This window comes from Pseudonocardia sp. Ae331_Ps2, from assembly GCF_001932405.1.
Taxonomy (GTDB): Bacteria; Actinomycetota; Actinomycetes; order Mycobacteriales; family Pseudonocardiaceae; genus Pseudonocardia.
In genome coordinates, this window is the sequence record NZ_MCIM01000001.1 from 592,497 (window position 1) to 609,973 (window position 17,477).

Genomic DNA, 17,477 nt, shown 5'->3' on the forward strand with positions numbered 1-17,477 from the left:
ACGTGACGCTCGCCGCCCACCAGAACCGCACCGGCCTGCCCGAGCAGGCCCCCGTCGAGGACCGCGCCTGGGCACTGAAGAACGCCCTGGACGCCAAGGGACTCATCCCCACCGGCTTCAACGAAGGATGGAAGACGACCTTCGAGGAGGAGTACAGCCCGCGGCGCGGGGCCGAGCTCGTCGCACGGGCCTGGACCGACCCGGAGTTCCGCGAGCTGCTGCTCTCCGACGGGACCGCGGCCGTCGCCCAGTACGGCTACCTCGGCGCCCAGGGCGAGTACATCCGAGCGCTCGCCGACACCCCGACGGTCAAGAACGTCATCGTCTGTTCGCTGTGCTCCTGCACCGCCTGGCCGATCCTGGGTCTGCCGCCCACCTGGTACAAGGGCTTCGAGTATCGCGCCCGCGTGGTGCGTGAGCCCCGCAAGGTCCTGGCGGAGCTGGGGACCACGATCCCCGAGGGCGTCGAGATCAAGGTCTACGACACCACCGCCGAGACCCGCTACATGGTTCTCCCCATGCGCCCGGCGGGGACCGAGGGCTGGGACGCCGAACGACTCGCGTCCATCGTCACCAAGGACTGTCTCATCGGCGTCGCCCTGCCCTCGGCCGACGTCGTCGTCGAGCACCCCAACACCTGAGCGAACGGAGCACACCCCATGGACGGCGTTCACGACCTCGCGGGCCGGCAGGGCTTCGGCCCGGTCCCGCACACCGCCAACGGCCCGATCGGTGACACCTTCAAGTACGACTGGGAGCACCTGGGCTACAGCCTGCTGTTCCTCGGCGTGACCAACGGCAACTTCACCCTCGACGAGGTGCGCCACGCGGTCGAACGGCTCGAGCCGGTGCACTACCTGAGCACCCCGTACTACGAGCGCTACATCATCGGCGCCGCGACGCTCATGGTCGAGAAGGGCGTGCTCACCCACGACGAGCTGGAGGCCGCGGCCGGCGGGCCCTTCCCGCTGGCCCTCCCCGCCACCTCCCCCGGGCGTCCCGCGCGGGAGAACCGCGAGACGTTCGAGGTCGGCGACAAGGTCCGGGTCACCGACGACCACTTCGCCGGGCACGTCCGCTACCCCGCGTTCTGCCGGGGCAAGGTCGGCACGGTGCAGCATCGCACCGGGATGACCTGGCCCTTCCCCGACGCCGCGGGCCACGGCCGCAGCGACGGCGGCTCGGAGCCGAGCTACCACGTCGAGTTCGACGCCGCCGAGCTGTTCGGCGACGACACCGACGCCGGTGCCGTCGTCGTCGACCTGTTCGAGGGCTACCTCGAGCGCGCCGCCTGACCCACCGCACCGTCCGGGCGGGCCCGTTCCGACGGGCCCGCCCGGTCCGCCCGACCTCCCACCACGGTCGCCTCCGCCGGCGACGAGAGGAACGACGATGACCGACACCCGCCTCCCCGTCACCGTCCTGTCGGGCTTCCTCGGAGCAGGCAAGACCACGCTGCTCAACCACGTGCTGAACAACCGCGACGGCCGCCGGGTCGCGGTCATCGTCAACGACATGAGCGAGATCAACATCGACGGCTCGGAGATCGCCCGCGAGGTCGAGCTCAGCCGCTCCGAGGAACGCCTGGTCGAGATGACCAACGGCTGCATCTGCTGCACCCTGCGCGACGACCTGCTCGGCGAGATCACCCGCCTCGCCCGCGAGGACCGGTTCGACTACCTGCTCATCGAGTCCTCCGGCATCTCCGAGCCCCTCCCGGTGGCCGAGACCTTCACCTTCGTCGACCCCGCAGGTGGGGCGCTCGACGACATCGCCCGGCTCGACACCATGGTCACCGTCGTCGACGGCGTGAACTTCCTCCGGGACTTCCGGGCAGGGCGCCCGGTGGACGCCGATGCTCCCGACGACCGCCGCGACCTCTCCGACCTGCTGGTCGACCAGGTCGAGTTCGCCGATGTCATCCTCATCAGCAAGACCGACCTGATGCACGACACCCAGGTCGCCGAGCTCACGGAGATCCTGCGCCGGCTCAACGCCGTCGCCGAGATCCTCCCCGTGTCCGAGGGACGGGCACCGCTCGACCGCATCCTGGACACCGGTCTGTTCTCCCTCGCACGCGCCGCCACGGCACCCGGCTGGCTCCAGGAGATCAACGGCGAGCACATCCCGGAGACCGAGGAGTACGGCGTCGCCTCGTGCCTGTACCGGGCGCGGGCACCGTTCCACCCGGAGCGCCTGCACCACTTCCTCACCCGTGACTGGACCAACGGCCGGCTCCTGCGGGCGAAGGGCTACTTCTGGAACGCCGCCAGGATCACCGAGATCGGCAGCATCTCCCAGGCCGGACACCTCATCCGGCACGGCTACATCGGGCACTGGTGGCGCTTCCTCCCGCAGGAGATCTGGCCGCAGGACTACCGACGCGACGCGATCACCGACAACTGGGACGACGCCGTCGGCGACTGCAGGCAGGAGCTGGTGTTCATCGGGCAGGGAATCGACCGCGACCGCCTGTTCGCCGACCTGGACGCGTGCCTGCTCACCGACGCCGAGATCGGGCTCGGGCCCGACGGCTGGGACGCGCTCCCCGACCCGCTCGGCACCGGACAGATCGACGTCGCCTCCGCCGCGGCAGGTGGCCGGCTCCCCGCCGGACTCTGACGGAGGCGGAGATGACCGTGGTCAGGGAGGACGGGCTCGTGGGGTCCGCATTCGAGGCACTCGCCGACCCCACCCGGCGCAGCATCCTGATCCTGATCGCCGACGGCGAGGAGTGCACCGCCGGCGAGATCGCGCTGCGCACCACCACCGTCGCGCGCAACACGGTCTCCACCCACCTGCGCATCCTGCGCACGGCCGGACTCGTCCACGAACGGCGGTCCGGCCGGCACCGCTTCTACTCCGTCGACCAGAACGGGCCGGCCAGACACGTGCTGACGACGTTGCAGACGATCTTCCGGACACCCGACGGTCGATGACCGCGGGCAGGGAGGTCCCCCGGTTCCGGACATGCCGAGAACCGGACGGGTCATCGGACCCGTCCGGTTCTCCGACGCGGATTCAGGATGTCATCGAACGGCACTCACCTCCCGGCGCGCCTTTCCGTCGTAACGCGCGACGGGGCGGATCAGGACGTCGTGGGAAGCCTGTTCGATCACGTGCGCGGTCCAGCCGCTGATCCGCGACATCGCGAAGAGCGCGGTGAACATCGGGGTGTCGAACCCCATGAGGTGGAACAGCGGGCCCGCGGCGTAGTCGAGGTTGGGCCGCAACCCCTTCTCCCGCAGCATCGCGCCGGCGAGCACCTCGTAGTGCGCCATCAGTGCACGGCCGCCTCGCAGGTCGGCGACCTGTCGCATCCGGGAGTGCAGGGCGGGGACCCGGGAGTCGCCACGCTTGTAGACCCGGTGACCGAACCCCATGACCTTCTTGCCGGCGGCGAACCGGGCCTCCAGCCACTCGTCGACCAGGTCGGGGTCGCCGATCTCGTCGAACTGGTTCATCACGGCCTCGTTCGCACCGCCGTGCAGCTCGCCCTTCAGCGCCCCGAGGGCGGCGACGACGGCGCTGTAGAGGTCCGAGCGGGTCGAGGTGACGGTGCGCGCGGCGAACGTGGACGCACTGAAGCTGTGCTCGGCGTAGAGGATCATCGCGACCTCGAAGGCCCGCACGACCTCGGGTTCGGGGATCTCACCGAAGGTCATGTGGAACACGTTCTCGGCGTGCCCGAGGTCATCCCGCGGCGCGATCGGACGCTGCCCGCGGCGACGCCGCTGGTCGAGCGCCACGATCGTGGGCAGCACCGCGAGCAGCTGCACCGCCTTCTCCGCGCTGGCCCCGGCCGAGTGGTCGGTGGTCGCCGGGTCGTGGGCGCCGATCCAGCTCACCGCGGTGCGGAGCACGTCCATCGGATGGCAGTCGGTCGGCAGGGACAGCAGCATCGCCTCACACGCGGGGTCCAGCCGGCGCAGGGACCGCTCGCGCCGCTCCAGCGCCGCGAGCTCGGCCGGGTCCGGGAGCTCCCCGGTCCAGAGCAGGTGCGCGACGTCGAGGAAGCCGTGCCGCTCGGCGAGTGCCGGCGCCGGGTAGCCCCGGTAGAGCAGGACGTTGTGACAGGGGTCGACGTCGGAGATCGACGTCGTGTCGGCGACGACTCCCACCAGGCCGCGTCGGACGGGGGTGTCGCGTTGGTCGTCGGTCATGGGTGTCTCCTTCTGCGGCGGGCCGGTGGCCCGCTACCGGACGGCGTCGCGACGTGCTCCGGCCAGGAGCGCGTCGGCGAGACCTCGTGGTGTTCCTGTGTCGCACGGGATCCGGCTGCCACGGTCGGTGGCTGCCGGGGACCGCGGCCCGGTGACGGGGTGGATCACGGCGTCCATGCCGAAGGCGGCGAGCTGCGTGACGGTGGGCAGCAGGACGGAGGTCGGGTCGCCGCCGGTGACCGGGGTGGCGGTCACGAACAGCGGCGCGGTGAGGGCCTCGCGCAGGACCGGGTAGGTGGCCCGCGACGCAGGCGCCTCGACGACGACGAGATCCGCGACCGCGGCGAGACGGGCGCGGGCCCGGTCGATGGTGTCGACCAGGCCGCGGGCCCGGTCGGTGGTCGTGCGGACCCCTATCAGCAGCGCGGGGTCGTGACGGGCGCGGACAGCGGTGCGGACACGGGTCTCGACGTCCCCGGCCGCCCCCTCGTCGGGCGAGGTGTCGTCGAGGAGCACGCCGGACGCGCCCGCCGCCGCGATGTGCGCCACCGTGTCGACGTCGCCGGTCGGGCCGAGGTCGACCAGGACCGGCAGCGGGGTGGCCCGGACGATCCGGGCGACCAGCTCCGCGGCGTCCTGCCCGCCCGTGTCGGCCGCCGCCACGTGCACGCCGTCGAGCCCCATGGCCGCGATCTGGCGCGCGGACGCGGCGGTGGTGACGGTGTGGAAGCGCAGCGGGCGGCGTCCCGCACGGGGCCGGTCGAGCGCGGCCCGGAGCACGACGCGTCGGCGGGTGGGTGGGACGTCGGTCTGCAGCATCAGCGCGCCCCTGCCGTCGTGGCCGGGTAGGAGTGGAAACCGCGGCCGGTCTTGCGTCCCAGCAGGCCCGCCTGGACCATCCGCCGCAGCAGCGGCGGCGGTGCGTAGAGGGGTTCGTGCTCCTCGGCGTACATCGTCTCGGCGATCGCGGCGACGGTGTCGAGCCCGATCAGGTCGGCGAGCTCCAGCGGCCCCATCGGGTGGGCGCACCCGAGCCTCATCCCGGCGTCGACGTCGGCCGGTGTGGCCCGACCGGTCTCCACCATGCGGACGGCGCCGAGCAGGTAGGGCACCAGCAGCGCGTTGACGACGAACCCGGCCCGGTCGGCGGCTCGGATCGTCTGCTTGCCCAGCGCCCCGGTCACCCATTCCTCGACCCGGGCGAGGGTCTGCGCCGAGGTCGTGAGCGAACCGACGACCTCGACCAGGGGCAGCACCGGCACGGGGTTGAAGAAGTGCAGCCCCACGACCTGTCCCGGTCGCCCGGTGCCGTGCGCCAGCTTCATGATCGGGATCGAGCTGGTGTTGGAGGCGATGACCGCGTCCGGGTCGGCGAGCACCTTGTCCAGGCTCGCGGCGAGGTCGCACTTGACCATCTCGTTCTCGACGACCGCCTCGATGACGAGCTGGCGGTCGGCGAGGTCGCCGAGGTCGGTCGAGAACGTCAGCCGGCTCGCTGCCGCGTCCCGGTCGGGCACGGAGAGCCGCCCGCGGTCCACCGCCCGGTCCATCGAGGCCAGGATCCGTTCCCGGCCCCGGTCCAGCGCTCCGTGGTGCTGTTCGACGACGTGGACGTCGTTCCCCGCCCGCGCACACACCTCGGCGATGCCCGCGCCCATCTGTCCGGCGCCGACGACGCCGACCCGCTCGATCCCGCTCACCTGTTCTCCTCCTACGACGGGGTGCGGCAGGGGTGGCCGGATGCGCGGACGCACCCGGCCACCCACCGCGGGAACTCGCTCAGCCGTGGAACTGCTCGGCCTCGGTCGACCCGGCGAGCGCGGTGGTGGACGACTCCGGGTTGACCGCGGTGGAGACGGCGTCGAACCAGCCGGTGCCGACCTCGCGCTGGTGCTTGATGGCGGTGTAGCCGTCGGCCTCGGCGGCGAACTCGCGCTCCTGCAGGGCGACGTAGGCGGTCATGCCGTTCGCCGCGTAGCCCTTGGCCAGGTCGAACATGGAGTGGTTCAGGGCGTGGAAGCCGGCGAGGGTGATGAACTGGAAGGCGTAGCCCATCGCACCGAGCTCGCGCTGGAAGCGGGCGATCGTGTCGTCGTCGAGGTGCTTGCGCCAGTTGAACGACGGCGAGCAGTTGTAGGCCAGCATCTGGTCGGGGAACTCGCCCTTGATCGCCTCGGCGTACTTGCGGGCCAGCTCCAGGTCCGGCACCGAGGTCTCCATCCACAGCAGGTCGGAGTACGGCGCGTAGGCGAGCCCGCGGGTGATGCAGGGCTCGATGCCGCCGGTGACCCGGTGGAAGCCCTCCGCGGTGCGCTCACCGGTGAGATACGGGCGGTCCCGCTCGTCGACGTCGGAGGTGATCAGGTTCGCGGCCTGGGCGTCGGTCCGGGCGACGATCACCGACGGGACGCCGGAGATGTCGGCCGCGAGCCGCGCCGCGTTGAGGGTGCGGACGTGCTGGGAGGTCGGGACCAGCACCTTGCCGCCGAGGTGGCCGCACTTCTTCTCCGAGGCGAGCTGGTCCTCCCAGTGCACACCGGCCGCGCCCGCGGCGATCATGGCCTTCATCAGCTCGAACGCGTTGAGCGGGCCGCCGAAGCCGGCCTCGGCGTCGGCGACGATCGGGACCAGCCAGTGCGGGTCGTCGCCGCCCTCGGCGGCCGAGCGGCCCTCCAGGGTGCTGATCTCGTCGGCGCGCAGCAGCGCGTTGTTGATGCGGCGGACCACCGCGGGCACCGAGTTGGCCGGGTAGAGGCTCTGGTCGGGGTAGGTCTGGCCCGCGAGGTTGGCGTCCGCGGCGACCTGCCAGCCGGACAGGTAGATGGCCTCCAGCCCGGCGCGCACGCTCTGCACGGCCTGGTTGCCGGTCAGCGCCCCGAGGGCGTGCACGTAGTCGCGCTCGTGCAGCAGCGACCACAGCCGCTCGGCGCCGAGGCGGGCCAGCGTGTGCTCCTCGCGCACGCTGCCCGACAGCGCCACGACCTCCTCCGCGCTGTGACCGCGGGTGATCCCTGCCCAGCGCGGGTCGTTCGCCCACTCCTGCTTCAGCTCGTCGACCCGCTGCTGCCGGTTCGTCCCGGTCATGTCCTGCTCCTTTGCGAAGTTCGCGTCCGTGTCCGCGCTCACGGTCTCCCGGCGGTGGCCGGGGGCCGTGGCGATCTCTCGAACGGGGTGCGACCAGCATCGGAGCTGCAACGGAGGTGAGGCGACGGTGGCCGCCTGCCAACTCCTGCGCATCTTCCGGCCGGATTCTGCGAATCTTGCAAAGGGTGGTCTCGGCTACAGTCCCGCCATGGCGACCTCCGGCATCCCGGGCACCCGGCTACGCGCGCTGCGCGAGACCCGCTCGATGACCCAGGCGGAGCTGGCCAGGGCCCTGGAGATCTCGCCCAGCTACCTGAACCAGATCGAGCACGGCTCCCGACCCCTGACCGTGCCGGTGCTGCTGCGGATCACCGAGGTGTTCGGTGTCGACGCGGCGTTCTTCGCGGCCCGGCGACCCGAGCGGCTGGTCGCCGAGCTGCACGAGGTGTTCGCCGAGACCACGTCGGCGGCCGGACCGGTCCCGGCGGGACAGATCGAGCGGCTCGCCGGCGAGCTGCCCGCGGCCGCGGACGCGGTGCTGGAGCTGTACCGGCGGTGGCGCCGGGCGGACGAGCACCTGGCCGCCGCGTCGGACCACACCCGGGACGGCCGTCCGGTCGGCAACGACGGCACCGACCGGATCCGGTCGGCGTCGCCGCACAAGCAGGTCCGCGACTACTTCTACCGCCGTCGCAACCACGTGGCCGAACTCGACGACGCGGCCGAGACGCTGGCGTCGGAGATCGGGATGCGCCGGGGCGAGGTGCGCCGCGCCCTCGCCGAGCGCCTGCGGACGGTGCACGGCGTCAGCATCGCCGGGCTGGAGGACGACACGACCGGCTCCGGCGAGATGCACCGCTACGACCGGGTCGAACGGGTGCTGCGGCTGTCCCCCGCACTGCGCGCCGGCCAGCAGGCATTCCGGATGGCGACCCAGCTCGCGCTGCTGGAACACGACGCGCTGATCGAGCGCTTGGCGGCCGAGGACCCGGCGGACGACGACACCCACACCCTGACCCGGATCGGCCTGGCCCGGTACTTCGCGGCGGCGCTGACGCTGCCCTACGGCGAGTTCCGGGCCACCGCCGAGCGGTTCCGCTACGACATCGAGCGCCTGTCCGACCACTTCGGACAGGGGTTCGAGACGATCGCGCACCGGCTCTCGACACTGCAGCGCCCGTCCGAGCCGGGGGTGCCGTTCTCCTTCGTCCGCGTCGACCGGGCCGGGAACATGTCCAAGCGCCAGTCCGCGACCGGGTTCCACTTCTCCCGCGGCGGCGGCACCTGTCCACTGTGGAACGTCTACCGCGCCTTCGCCTCCCCCGGCGAGATCGACGTACAGATCGCCGCCATGCCCGACGACGCCCGCTACCTGTGGGTCGCGCGCACGGTCACCGGCTCCCAGCGCCGATGGGGACGACCGGGCAAGACCTTCGCGATCGCACTCGGCTGCGAGATCCGCCATGCACACCGGTTGGTCTACTCCGACGGGCTCAACCTCGACACCCCTTCGGCCGCGACACCGATCGGCGCCGGCTGCCGGGTGTGCAGCCGGGCGCAGTGCCCACAGCGGGCGTTCCCACGCCTGGACCACACGACGCTGATCCTGGAGGACCGCAGCACCTTCGTGCCCTACCCGGTCGCACCGGGCGGCTGAGGGGCCCCGCGGGCCCCGTCGACCGGGAGCCGGAGCAGGAGCTGTCAGTGCCGGCCGTAGGCCGGCCGGGTCCGATCGAGGATGCTGCGCACTGCCTCGACGTGGTCGCGGGTGCGGACCAGGTCGGCGAACCGTTCCGCCTGCACGGCCCGACCGCCGGCCGCGTCGAGCTGGTGTGCCCGGTTGGCGGCGGCCTTCGTCGCCTCGACCGACAGCGGCGACCGCCCCGCGATCCGGTGCGCCCGTTCCAGGGCGGCGTCGACCACCGCGTCGGTCGGCACGACGGCACTCGCCAGGCCGGTCCGCAGGGCCGTAGCCGCATCGCACCGGTCACCGGTGAGCAGCATGTCCTTGGCCGGGCCGAGCCCGAGCAGCCGCGGCAGCCGCCAGGCGCTCATGATCAGACCGACGTTGACCCCGGCAGCCACGAAGAAGCCGTCCTCGGCGGCGACCCGCAGGTCGCAGGCCAGTGCGAGTTCGAGCCCGGCGCCGACGGCGCCTCCGGCGACCGCGGCGACCACCGGGACGCGGAGCTCCTCGACCCGGTCGGTGAGCTCGACGATCTCGGTCAGGAAGGCCGCAGCGTCGCCGTCGTCGCGGGCGTGCTGCTCCTCGACGAGATGGCCACCGGCGCTGAAGTGTCCGACGCCGGTGAGGACGGCGGCGCGGAACCGGGTGTCACGGTCCACCTCGTCGAGGGCGTGGCGCAGTGCCGCACGCACGGGGCGGGACAGCGCGTTGGCGGGCGGGGCGTCCAGCGTGAGAACGGCGACGTGCTGCCCGTCGCGGCTCAGCCGGACGCCGGCGGTGCCGGGCGGCCTGCCGGAGCTCGCCACCACGGTCGCGGTCATGGACACCTCCGGATGTGGGCGGCCGACCCGCCCGTGATCGACGGGCGGGCCGGCCGCGGGAGAACCGGCGGTCGGCCGGTGGGCGAGGCCGGAACGGTCAGCGTCCGGCCGGGACCTCACGGCGGGCCGAGCCCTCGTAGGCCGCGAGCGGCCGGATGAGGGAGTTCGCCGCGAGCTGCTCGGCGATGTGGGCCGTCCAGCCGGTGATCCGCGCCATCACGAACAGCGGCGTGAACATCGGGATGTCGAAGCCCATGAGGTGGTAGAGCGGGCCCGCCGGGTAGTCGAGGTTGGGGTGCAGCCCCTTCGCCCGGTGCATCGCCTCGGCCAGCGCGGTGTGGGTGGCCAGCAGCTCGTGGGCCCCGCGCAGCTCCACGATCCGTTCGAGCGCGGCCTGCAGGGTCGGGACCCGGGAGTCGCCGCGCTTGTAGACGCGGTGCCCGAATCCCATGATCTTCTTCTTGTTCGCGAGCGCGTCGGCGAGCCACGCCTCGGCGGCGTCGGGCCCGTCGATCTCGGCGAGCATGTGCATGACGGCCTCGTTTGCCCCGCCGTGCAGCGGCCCCTTCAACGCACCGATCCCCGCGACGACGGCGCTGTAGAGATCCGACAGGGTCGAGGTCACGACCCGGGCGGTGAAGGTCGAGGCGTTGAAGCTGTGCTCGGCGTAGAGGATCATCGAGACCTCGAACGCACGCACCACCTCGGGCTCGGGCACCGCGCCGAAGGTCATGTGGAAGAAGTTCGCCGCGTAGCCCAGGTCCGGGTCGGGCGCGATCGGGTCGAGCCCCCGTCGGCGGCGCTGGTCGATCGCCACGACGGTCGGCAGCGCGGCGAGCAGCCGCAGCGACTTCTGCGTGTCGGCGGCCGGGTCGTCCTCCTGGGCGTCCTCGGAGCCGAGCCAGCTCACGGCGGTGCGCAGGGTGTCCATCGGGTGGCAGGTGGTGGGCGTGCCGAGCAGCAGTGCCTGCAGGCTGCGGTCGATCGGGCGGAGCGCGCGTTCCTGTGCCTCCAGCCGGGCCAGGGCGTCGGCGGCGGGCAGCTCGCCGTGCCAGAGCAGGTGCGCGACCTGGAGGAAGCCGGAGTGCGCGCACAGGTCCTGCACCGGGTAACCGCGGTACAGCAGGGAGTTGGTGTCGGCGTCGACCTTGGAGATGGCCGTGGTGTCGGCGACCACTCCGGCCAGCCCCTTGTGGATCTGCGGGGGTGCGTCGGCCACGGTCATGAGGGGTCCTCCTCGTCGAGATAGCCGGCGAGCCCGGCGTCGAAGGCGCCGTACTCGTCGTAGTGCAGGAGTTCGTAGAGCCGGGCGCGGGTCAGCATCCGATCGACCACTCCGGCCTGGGTGCCGGTGCGGCGGATCTCGGCGAGCCCGGCCTCCGCGGCACCCATGGCGAGCCGGAGCAGGGTCACCGGGTAGATGACGACGTTGACGCCGAGCTTCTCGAGGGTGTCCGCGGTCAGCAGGGGGCTCTTCCCGAACTCGGTCATGTTCGCCAGCAGCGGGACGTCGAGGGCGTCGCGGAACGCGGCGTACTCGTCCTCCCCGGTCAGCGCCTCCGCGAAGATCATGTCGGCACCGGCGGCCATGTAGGCGCGGGCGCGGTCGATCGCGGCGTCCAGCCCGTCGACGGCGCGGGCGTCGGTCCGGGCGCACAGCACGAACGCGTCGTCGCGGCGCCCGCGCACCGCCGCCCGCACGCGGGTGCACATGTCCTCGGTCGGCACCAGCGCCTTGCCTGCCAGGTGCCCGCAGCGCTTCGGGTCGACCTGGTCCTCCAGGTGGCACCCGGCCAGCCCGGCGTCCTCGAAGGTCTGGACCGTGCGGGCCACGTTCGCCGGACCGCCCCACCCGGTGTCGGCATCGACCAGGACGGGCAGGTCGGTCTGCCGGGCGATCGTCGCGGCGCGGGCCGCGACCTCGGTGGAGGTCGTGAGCCCGACGTCGGGCAGCCCCAGCTCCGCGGAGAGGACGGCACCGGAGACGTACACGCCGTCGAATCCCTGCTCGGCGATCAGCATCGCCGACAGCGCGTTGAACGCGCCGGGGAACTGCAGCAGCCGGCCGCTCGCCAGCGCCTCGCGGAACGCCACCCTGCGCGCGTGGGGGGTGCTGGTCGCGCCGAGCATCAGAACACCCCGCGACCCGGTGCGGTCGCGAGCGACGCCGGGACGATCGTCAGCTCGCCCAGCTCGGCGGCGCTCAGCTCGGGCAGACGCAGGGCGTGGTCGAGGAACCGGTCCTGTTCGACGCGGTCGACGACATCGCGCGCCAGGTCGCGGAACTTGCCGACGTAGGCGTCACGACCGAACGGGCGGGCGCCGAACGGGTGCGCGTCGGCAACGGCGATCTCGTCGACCAGGGTCGTGCCGTCGGTGAAGGTGACCTCGACCCGACCACCGAACGCCTTCTCCGCGGGGTCGTGGGAGTGGTAGCGGCGCGTCCACTCCGGGTCCTCGACGGTGGAGATCGCGTGCCACAGCCGGACGAGCTCCGCGTCGGCCGCGCGGTGCGGCGGGTAGGAGCGCTCGTGGTGGAAGCCGCCGTCGAGCAGCGCGACGGCGACGATGTAGGGGATCGAGTGGTCCAGGGTCTCCCGCGACGCCGTCGGGTCGTACTTCTGCGGGTCCCCGGACCCGGACCCGATCACGTAGTGGGTGTGGTGGCTGGTGTGGATGACGATGCTGCGCACCCGCTCCGCGCCGCCCGCCTCCCGGATCCGGGGGCCGAGCCGGCGCGCGAGGTCGATCAGCGCCTGACTCTGGTACTCCGCGGAGTGCTCCTTGGTGTAGGTCTGCAGGATCGCGCGGGGAGCCTCCCCGCGCTCCGGCAGCGGAACGGTGTACGCGGCGTCCGGGCCGTCGAGCAGCCAGGCGATGACACCGTCCTCGCCCTCGTAGATCGGCGACGGCGCGCCCTCGCCGAGCATCGCGCGGTCGGCGGCCTCGATCGCGACCTTCCCCGCGAACGCGGGGGCGAACGCCTTCCACGACGAGATCTCGCCCTTGCGCGACTGCCGGGTCGCGGTCGTCGTGTGCAGGGCCTGCTGCACGGCCTGGTAGGTGACCTCGGCCGGCAGGTCCAGCAGGGCACCGATCCCGGCGGCGACCGACGGACCGAGGTGCGCGACGTGGTCGATCTTGTGCTGGTGCAGGCAGATCCCGGTGACCAGCGCGACCTGGACCTCGTAGGCGACCGCGATCGCCCGGGTCAGCGCGGCGCCGTCCGCACCCGTGTGCTGGGCGACCGCGAGCAGCGGCGGGATGTTGTCGCCGGGATGGGAGTAGTCCGCCGCCAGGAACGTGTCGTGGAAGTCCAGCTCCCGCACCGAGACACCGTTGGCCCACGCCGCCCACTCCGGCGACACCCGCTCACGGGTGCCGAACACGACCGCCCCGGCCCGGTCCTGCGGGGCCGCGTGGCGCAGCGCCTGCGCCCGTGCGGCCACGACCGGACGACGGTTCACCGACGCCGTCGCCACACCCGCGTTGTCGACCACCCGGTTCACGACCATGTCGGCCACCTCGGCCGGCGGTGGTACCTGGTCGGCGGCCACCTCGGCGATCTTCCAGGCCAGCTGGTCGGCGCGGGCGAGGTTCTCCTCGCTGCGGTACACGCGCACCTTGTGCTCGACGGTCATACGTTCTCCTCCATCATGAACAGGCACGACGTCGAGGCATGGCGACGGAATCCGCGGCCGGCTCTCCGGCCACGCATCCCTGCCTCGACCATTCGTCGCACTGGCGCCGGCGGGGAGAACTGCCGTTCCCCGTGCTCGATGCACATCGCCGTCACAACGGTGACGAGCACGCGAGACCGCCCTGATCCGCTGGCCCGAGCGGGTCGGGCCGGAGTCCCGACCGGCCGCGCCTGGCGACGGTTCCGATACTCGCGCACGGACCGAGAGCAACTCCAGACTGCGATGGATGCAAATTCGTGCGCAGATCCGGCCCGTTCTTGTGAATGGTGCGAACCACCGATTCGCGGTCGGGGTTCCACCCCGACCGCGATGCCGGTCAGCGCACCTGCCGTGGCCGTCCGGGACTCAGCCCGCCACCACCGGGTTCACGAGCCGGCCGATCCCGGTGATCTCGACCTCGACGAGGTCCCCGTCGGTCAGGAAGACCGGCGGGTCCCGGAACAGGCCGACGCCGCCCGGCGTGCCGGTGACGATGACGTCCCCGGGAGCCAGCACGGTGAACGTGGTGATGTAGGCGATCAGCTCCGGAATGCCGAAGATCAGCTGACTGATCGAGGCCTCCTGGCGCAGCTCGCCGTTGACCCGGGTCCGCAACGTGGCGGCGGAGATGTCGTCGATCTCGTCCGCCGTGACCAGCCAGGGGCCGAAGCCACCGGTGGCCCGGAAGTTCTTGCCGGGAAGGAACTGGCTGGTGTGGCGCTGCCAGTCGCGGACGCTGAGATCGTCGTAGCAGGAGTAGCCGGCCACCACCTGCGCGGCGTCGGCCTCGGGCACGTGGTCCGCCCGCGCACCGATCACGACGGCGAGCTCACCCTCGTAGTCGAACCGGCTCGTCTCCGCCGGCCGCACGGCGGGCTGGTCGTGCCCGATCTGCGTGTCGGGGAAGCGGGAGAACAACGTGGGGTAGGCGTTGTCCGGACGCCGGGTCTCGTCCAGGTGCGACCGGTAGTTGACCCCGGCACAGATGATCTTCGAAGGATCCGGGACGGGCGGCAGCAACCTGACCGACCCGATCGGCAGGTCGGCGGCACGCCCCTGGGTGGCAGCAGCCAGCTCCGGGAGCGCTCCCGCAGCCAGGACCTCGCGCACGGACCGGAACCGCCCGTCCGTCGCGGTGACTCCGTCGACCACGCCGTCGACCGCGCCGTCGGTCACGACCCGGCCGAACCGTGGCTCGTCCGAGCCCTCCGACATGTAGGACACCAACCGCACGTGAGCTCCTTCCGCGTCCTCGGCCACGGGCCGGAACCGGATGCCGGTCTGCCGGCCACTCCGCTGTGGCGACCCCACCGTACAAGAGTCGACTCTCTTGGCAAGACTCATTTCTGTACTTGACGATTCGACTCCTGAGTGGCTTCATGGGGCGGCCCGGCCACCGTCGGATCGGGCGGAGGAGGGATCGCGTGTCGATGACGCCGCCGGACCGAGAGGTCGACGTCCTGGTCGTCGGTGCCGGCCCGACCGGCCTGACCCTCGCCGCGCTGCTCGCCGCGGACGGCACCCGGGTCCACGTCGTCGACGCTGCCACCGACCCCGTCGACGAGCCCCGGGCGATCGCGTTGGCGGACGAGTCGTTGCGCACCGCGCACGCCCTCGGACTCGTCGACGACCTCCGGCCGGACCTCGTGTGGGTGTCCGGTTCGCGCTACTACGGCGCGCGCGGTCAGCTGCTGGTCCGCACCCAGCCCGCCGTGATGCGTCAGGGCTTCCCGGTCAAGACGCTGTTCGACCAGCCCGGATACGTCCGGGTCTACCGCAGGGCGGTCGAGGACTCCCCGACGGCGTCACTCGAGTACGGCTGTGCCGCGACCGCGCTGACCCAGGACGCGGACGGCGTGGACGTGACCCTCGATGGCCCGTCGGGGCTCCGGACCCTGCGCGCCCGGTACGTCGTCGGGTGCGACGGCGGGAAGAGCCTGGTGCGCGCCTCGCTCGGCGTCCGGATGACCGGGTCGAGCCAGAAGCACCCCTGGATCGTCCTGGACCTCGTCGACGACCCCCGGGACCACGGCGACACCGAGTTCCACTGCGATCCGCGTCGTCCACACGTCGTCGTCCCCGGCAGCGGCGGACGCTGCCGGTACGAGTTCATGCTCCTGCCGGGCGAGCGCGCCGAGGAGGTCCTGCGGCCGGAGTTCGTCGCCGAGCTGGTGGCGCCGTTCCGCACGGTGCGGCCCGACCAGGTGCGGCGCGCGGCGGTGTACGTCGCCCGCCAGCTCGTCGCCGAGCGCTGGCGGGTCGGCCGCGTCTTCCTCGCGGGCGACGCGGCGCACCTCATGCCGCCGTTCGCCGGTCAGGGCCTCAACACCGGCATCCGGGACGTACGCAACCTGAGCTGGAAGCTCTCCGCCGTGGTGGCGGGCCGGGCCACGGACGGGGTGCTGGACAGCTACAAGACCGAACGGCGGCCGCACGCGACCGCGATGGTCCGTTTCTCGCACCGCCTCGGCGCGCTCGTGATGACCGGTCGGCCCCGCCGCGCCACGGTGCGAGACCTCCTCCTGCGCGCGCTGCGGCTGGTCCCGCCGGTGCACCGCCACGTCACCGAACTGCGGTTCGTGCCTCGCCCGGACGTGTCCCGGGGTGTGGCCGTGCCCGCCGTCGGGCCCGCCGAGGGCTCGCTCGTCGGTTCGCCCCTGCCGCAGGGCCCGGTCATCGACGAGGCGGGCGCCATCGGTCTGCTCGACGACGCGCTGGGCGCCGGCTGGGCACTGGTCGTCCTGACCGACGCCCAGTCGGCCGCGGTCCCCGATCCCGTGCACCGGCTCGCCGCCCGCATCGAGGCCACGGTCGTGGTCGTGTTGCCACGCGGGCGGATCCCGCGCCGGCGGCCCGACGGCACCGTCGTCGCGGAACAACAGCCCGCCCTGCACCTCGGCCCCGCTCCGGGCGGAACAACCAGGTACCTGCTCGTGCGCCCGGACCGCTACGTCGCCGCCGACTTCACCGCAGCCGACACCCCGGCGGTCGCCGACGCCCTCGCCCGCTACTACCCCACGCCCGCGACGCGCGCGGTCGACGATCGGACGGTGGTCGCGTGAAGGCGGGCGTCGGCGCATCGGCGCACGGAGAGCGGCAGACACCTCGGCACGATCGTCCTCGCGGCGGAAGGAGCACGCACATGACCGTGACCAACGAGCCGAACCGGGTGACCGCGGAGGTCAGGGCCGGGATCGAGGAGCTCGTCGCCGAGCACGCCTGGGTCCTCGACCACGGCGATCCCCGGCTTCTCCCCGAGCTCTACACCGACGAGGGCCAGCTGCTCGGCCTCGGTGACCCCCTGGTCGGACGGGCCGCCCTGCAGCGCTGGGCCGACCGGCGCGCGACCCTCACCGAACGGACCTCCCGGCACGTGCACACCAACCTCCGGCTGCGGTCCGGCGAGGACGGCACCGTCGGCGGCACCCTGATGACGCTGCTCTACCGCCACGACGGCGAGGGCACGGGCCCGAGCTGGCCCATGCTCGTGCTCGACTACACCGACGTCTACGCCCGGGAGGGCGATCGGTGGCTGTTCGCGTCCCGCTCGATCGAACGGGTCTTCACCGACCCGGACCGTGAGGCGGCCCGATGACCACGGAGCACACGCCGGGTGCCGGTCCCCTGCCCGGGCGGCCGAAGGCCTATCGGTTCGATCAGATGCCCGTGGAGCTGCTCACGCCGGGGCTCTCCCGCTCGGGGATCCGCAGCGACGGATCGCTGGTGACGATCAACTGGTTCGAGCCCGGGTTCCGCAGCTCCGGCCAGCACTCGCACCCGTTCGACCAACTCAGCTTCGTGCTCAGCGGCACGCTGGAGTTCTTCGTCGGGGACGAGGTCTACGTCCTGGAGGCGCCCGCGGTGCTGCACATTCCCGGCGACGTCCCGCACGGCGCCCAACCCGTCGGCGACGAGCGGGTCCTCAACATCGGCATCTTCGCGCCCGTCCGCGACGACTACCGCGCCCTCACCGCCTACCAGGACGCCGAGCACGCCGACCGGTCACCGTCCCTGCAGCCCCGACAGAACAAGGAGTAGCACC

At 72.4% G+C, this 17,477-nt stretch carries 17 protein-coding genes; 8 read left to right on the plus strand and 9 right to left on the minus strand.

What is annotated here, in order from left to right:
* Positions 1-2: 2 nt before the first annotated feature.
* From nthA to Ae331Ps2_RS02945, 4 genes are all read left to right on the plus strand, one after another.
* Positions 3-641 (plus strand): nitrile hydratase subunit alpha, encoded by a 639-nt coding sequence (gene nthA, locus Ae331Ps2_RS02930; protein WP_075310876.1) that lies wholly within the window; start codon positions 3-5, stop codon positions 639-641.
* 18 nt (positions 642-659) lie between these two features.
* Positions 660-1,295 carry a nitrile hydratase subunit beta gene (gene nthB / locus Ae331Ps2_RS02935; RefSeq protein ID WP_020621519.1) on the plus strand — a complete coding sequence of 212 codons (636 nt, stop codon included), beginning with the start codon at positions 660-662 and terminating at the stop codon, positions 1,293-1,295.
* Between the two features lie 97 nt (positions 1,296-1,392).
* Complete coding sequence (locus Ae331Ps2_RS02940) at positions 1,393-2,622, plus strand: GTP-binding protein (RefSeq protein ID WP_020621520.1); 1,230 nt, start codon at positions 1,393-1,395, stop codon at positions 2,620-2,622.
* Positions 2,623-2,633: 11 nt separating this feature from the next.
* Positions 2,634-2,939, plus strand: coding sequence for a helix-turn-helix transcriptional regulator (locus tag Ae331Ps2_RS02945; RefSeq protein ID WP_020621521.1), 306 nt, complete (start codon positions 2,634-2,636; stop codon positions 2,937-2,939).
* A 90-nt stretch (positions 2,940-3,029) separates the two neighbouring features.
* Here the strand turns inward: Ae331Ps2_RS02945 and Ae331Ps2_RS02950 are convergent, their stop codons facing one another.
* From Ae331Ps2_RS02950 to aceA, 4 genes are all read right to left on the minus strand, one after another.
* The gene (locus Ae331Ps2_RS02950; RefSeq protein ID WP_075310874.1) at positions 3,030-4,163 is read right to left on the minus strand and encodes a bifunctional 2-methylcitrate synthase/citrate synthase; all 1,134 of its coding nucleotides are present in this window, start codon (positions 4,161-4,163) and stop codon (positions 3,030-3,032) included.
* Between the two features lie 33 nt (positions 4,164-4,196).
* Positions 4,197-4,982 (minus strand): isocitrate lyase/phosphoenolpyruvate mutase family protein, encoded by a 786-nt coding sequence (locus Ae331Ps2_RS02955; RefSeq protein ID WP_075310872.1) that lies wholly within the window; start codon positions 4,980-4,982, stop codon positions 4,197-4,199.
* Entirely contained in the window at positions 4,982-5,863 is an 882-nt protein-coding gene (locus Ae331Ps2_RS02960) for a 3-hydroxybutyryl-CoA dehydrogenase (protein WP_020621524.1), read from the minus strand. Before Ae331Ps2_RS02960 ends, Ae331Ps2_RS02955 begins: the two co-directional genes overlap by 1 nt.
* Before the next feature lie 79 nt (positions 5,864-5,942).
* Positions 5,943-7,247, minus strand: a complete 1,305-nt coding sequence (gene aceA / locus Ae331Ps2_RS02965; RefSeq protein ID WP_020621525.1) for an isocitrate lyase — start codon at positions 7,245-7,247, stop codon at positions 5,943-5,945.
* 208 nt (positions 7,248-7,455) lie between these two features.
* Between aceA and Ae331Ps2_RS02970 the strand changes: the two genes are divergently transcribed.
* Positions 7,456-8,904, plus strand: a complete 1,449-nt coding sequence (locus Ae331Ps2_RS02970) for a short-chain fatty acyl-CoA regulator family protein (protein WP_075310870.1) — start codon at positions 7,456-7,458, stop codon at positions 8,902-8,904.
* A 44-nt stretch (positions 8,905-8,948) separates the two neighbouring features.
* Here Ae331Ps2_RS02970 and Ae331Ps2_RS02975 read toward each other — a convergent pair whose 3' ends face one another.
* The 5 genes from Ae331Ps2_RS02975 to Ae331Ps2_RS02995 form a co-directional block, all read right to left on the minus strand.
* A complete protein-coding gene (locus Ae331Ps2_RS02975) occupies positions 8,949-9,755 on the minus strand; it encodes an enoyl-CoA hydratase/isomerase family protein (RefSeq protein ID WP_075310868.1) in 807 nt (268 codons plus the stop codon).
* 97 nt (positions 9,756-9,852) lie between these two features.
* A complete protein-coding gene (locus Ae331Ps2_RS02980; protein WP_020621528.1) occupies positions 9,853-10,980 on the minus strand; it encodes a bifunctional 2-methylcitrate synthase/citrate synthase in 1,128 nt (375 codons plus the stop codon).
* Positions 10,977-11,885, minus strand: a complete 909-nt coding sequence (gene prpB / locus Ae331Ps2_RS02985) for a methylisocitrate lyase (protein WP_075310866.1) — start codon at positions 11,883-11,885, stop codon at positions 10,977-10,979. Before prpB ends, Ae331Ps2_RS02980 begins: the two co-directional genes overlap by 4 nt.
* Positions 11,885-13,396, minus strand: a complete 1,512-nt coding sequence (locus Ae331Ps2_RS02990; RefSeq protein ID WP_075310864.1) for an MmgE/PrpD family protein — start codon at positions 13,394-13,396, stop codon at positions 11,885-11,887. Before Ae331Ps2_RS02990 ends, prpB begins: the two co-directional genes overlap by 1 nt.
* A gap of 405 nt (positions 13,397-13,801) precedes the next feature.
* Complete coding sequence (locus Ae331Ps2_RS02995) at positions 13,802-14,668, minus strand: fumarylacetoacetate hydrolase family protein (protein WP_075310862.1); 867 nt, start codon at positions 14,666-14,668, stop codon at positions 13,802-13,804.
* Between the two features lie 197 nt (positions 14,669-14,865).
* Here Ae331Ps2_RS02995 and Ae331Ps2_RS03000 point away from each other — a divergent pair, with 197 nt between their 5' ends.
* The 3 genes from Ae331Ps2_RS03000 to Ae331Ps2_RS03010 all read left to right on the plus strand — a co-directional run bounded on the left by Ae331Ps2_RS03000 (position 14,866) and on the right by Ae331Ps2_RS03010 (position 17,473).
* Positions 14,866-16,497 carry a bifunctional 3-(3-hydroxy-phenyl)propionate/3-hydroxycinnamic acid hydroxylase gene (locus Ae331Ps2_RS03000; protein WP_075312940.1) on the plus strand — a complete coding sequence of 544 codons (1,632 nt, stop codon included), beginning with the start codon at positions 14,866-14,868 and terminating at the stop codon, positions 16,495-16,497.
* An 80-nt stretch (positions 16,498-16,577) separates the two neighbouring features.
* Entirely contained in the window at positions 16,578-17,030 is a 453-nt protein-coding gene (locus tag Ae331Ps2_RS03005) for a nuclear transport factor 2 family protein (protein WP_075310860.1), read from the plus strand.
* Positions 17,027-17,473, plus strand: coding sequence for a cupin domain-containing protein (locus Ae331Ps2_RS03010; RefSeq protein ID WP_083695168.1), 447 nt, complete (start codon positions 17,027-17,029; stop codon positions 17,471-17,473). The genes Ae331Ps2_RS03005 and Ae331Ps2_RS03010 overlap by 4 nt, the downstream gene beginning before the upstream one ends.
* Positions 17,474-17,477 lie beyond the last annotated feature (4 nt).

Excerpts from the sequence above, each read along its gene's own strand:
- prpB (WP_075310866.1), bottom strand. The coding sequence starts at position 11,885 with ATGCTCGGCGCGACCAGCACCCCCCACGCGCGCAGGGTGGCGTTCCGC.
- Ae331Ps2_RS02945 (WP_020621521.1), top strand. The coding sequence starts at position 2,634 with ATGACCGTGGTCAGGGAGGACGGGCTCGTGGGGTCCGCATTCGAGGCA.
- Ae331Ps2_RS02950 (WP_075310874.1), bottom strand. The coding sequence starts at position 4,163 with ATGACCGACGACCAACGCGACACCCCCGTCCGACGCGGCCTGGTGGGA.
- Ae331Ps2_RS02940 (WP_020621520.1), top strand. The coding sequence starts at position 1,393 with ATGACCGACACCCGCCTCCCCGTCACCGTCCTGTCGGGCTTCCTCGGA.
- Ae331Ps2_RS02955 (WP_075310872.1), bottom strand. The coding sequence starts at position 4,982 with ATGCTGCAGACCGACGTCCCACCCACCCGCCGACGCGTCGTGCTCCGG.
- Ae331Ps2_RS03000 (WP_075312940.1), top strand. The coding sequence starts at position 14,866 with ATGACGCCGCCGGACCGAGAGGTCGACGTCCTGGTCGTCGGTGCCGGC.
- Ae331Ps2_RS03005 (WP_075310860.1), top strand. The coding sequence starts at position 16,578 with ATGACCGTGACCAACGAGCCGAACCGGGTGACCGCGGAGGTCAGGGCC.
- Ae331Ps2_RS03010 (WP_083695168.1), top strand. The coding sequence starts at position 17,027 with ATGACCACGGAGCACACGCCGGGTGCCGGTCCCCTGCCCGGGCGGCCG.
- Ae331Ps2_RS02980 (WP_020621528.1), bottom strand. The coding sequence starts at position 10,980 with ATGACCGTGGCCGACGCACCCCCGCAGATCCACAAGGGGCTGGCCGGA.
- aceA (WP_020621525.1), bottom strand. The coding sequence starts at position 7,247 with ATGACCGGGACGAACCGGCAGCAGCGGGTCGACGAGCTGAAGCAGGAG.
- Ae331Ps2_RS02975 (WP_075310868.1), bottom strand. The coding sequence starts at position 9,755 with ATGACCGCGACCGTGGTGGCGAGCTCCGGCAGGCCGCCCGGCACCGCC.
- Ae331Ps2_RS02970 (WP_075310870.1), top strand. The coding sequence starts at position 7,456 with ATGGCGACCTCCGGCATCCCGGGCACCCGGCTACGCGCGCTGCGCGAG.
- nthB (WP_020621519.1), top strand. The coding sequence starts at position 660 with ATGGACGGCGTTCACGACCTCGCGGGCCGGCAGGGCTTCGGCCCGGTC.
- Ae331Ps2_RS02990 (WP_075310864.1), bottom strand. The coding sequence starts at position 13,396 with ATGACCGTCGAGCACAAGGTGCGCGTGTACCGCAGCGAGGAGAACCTC.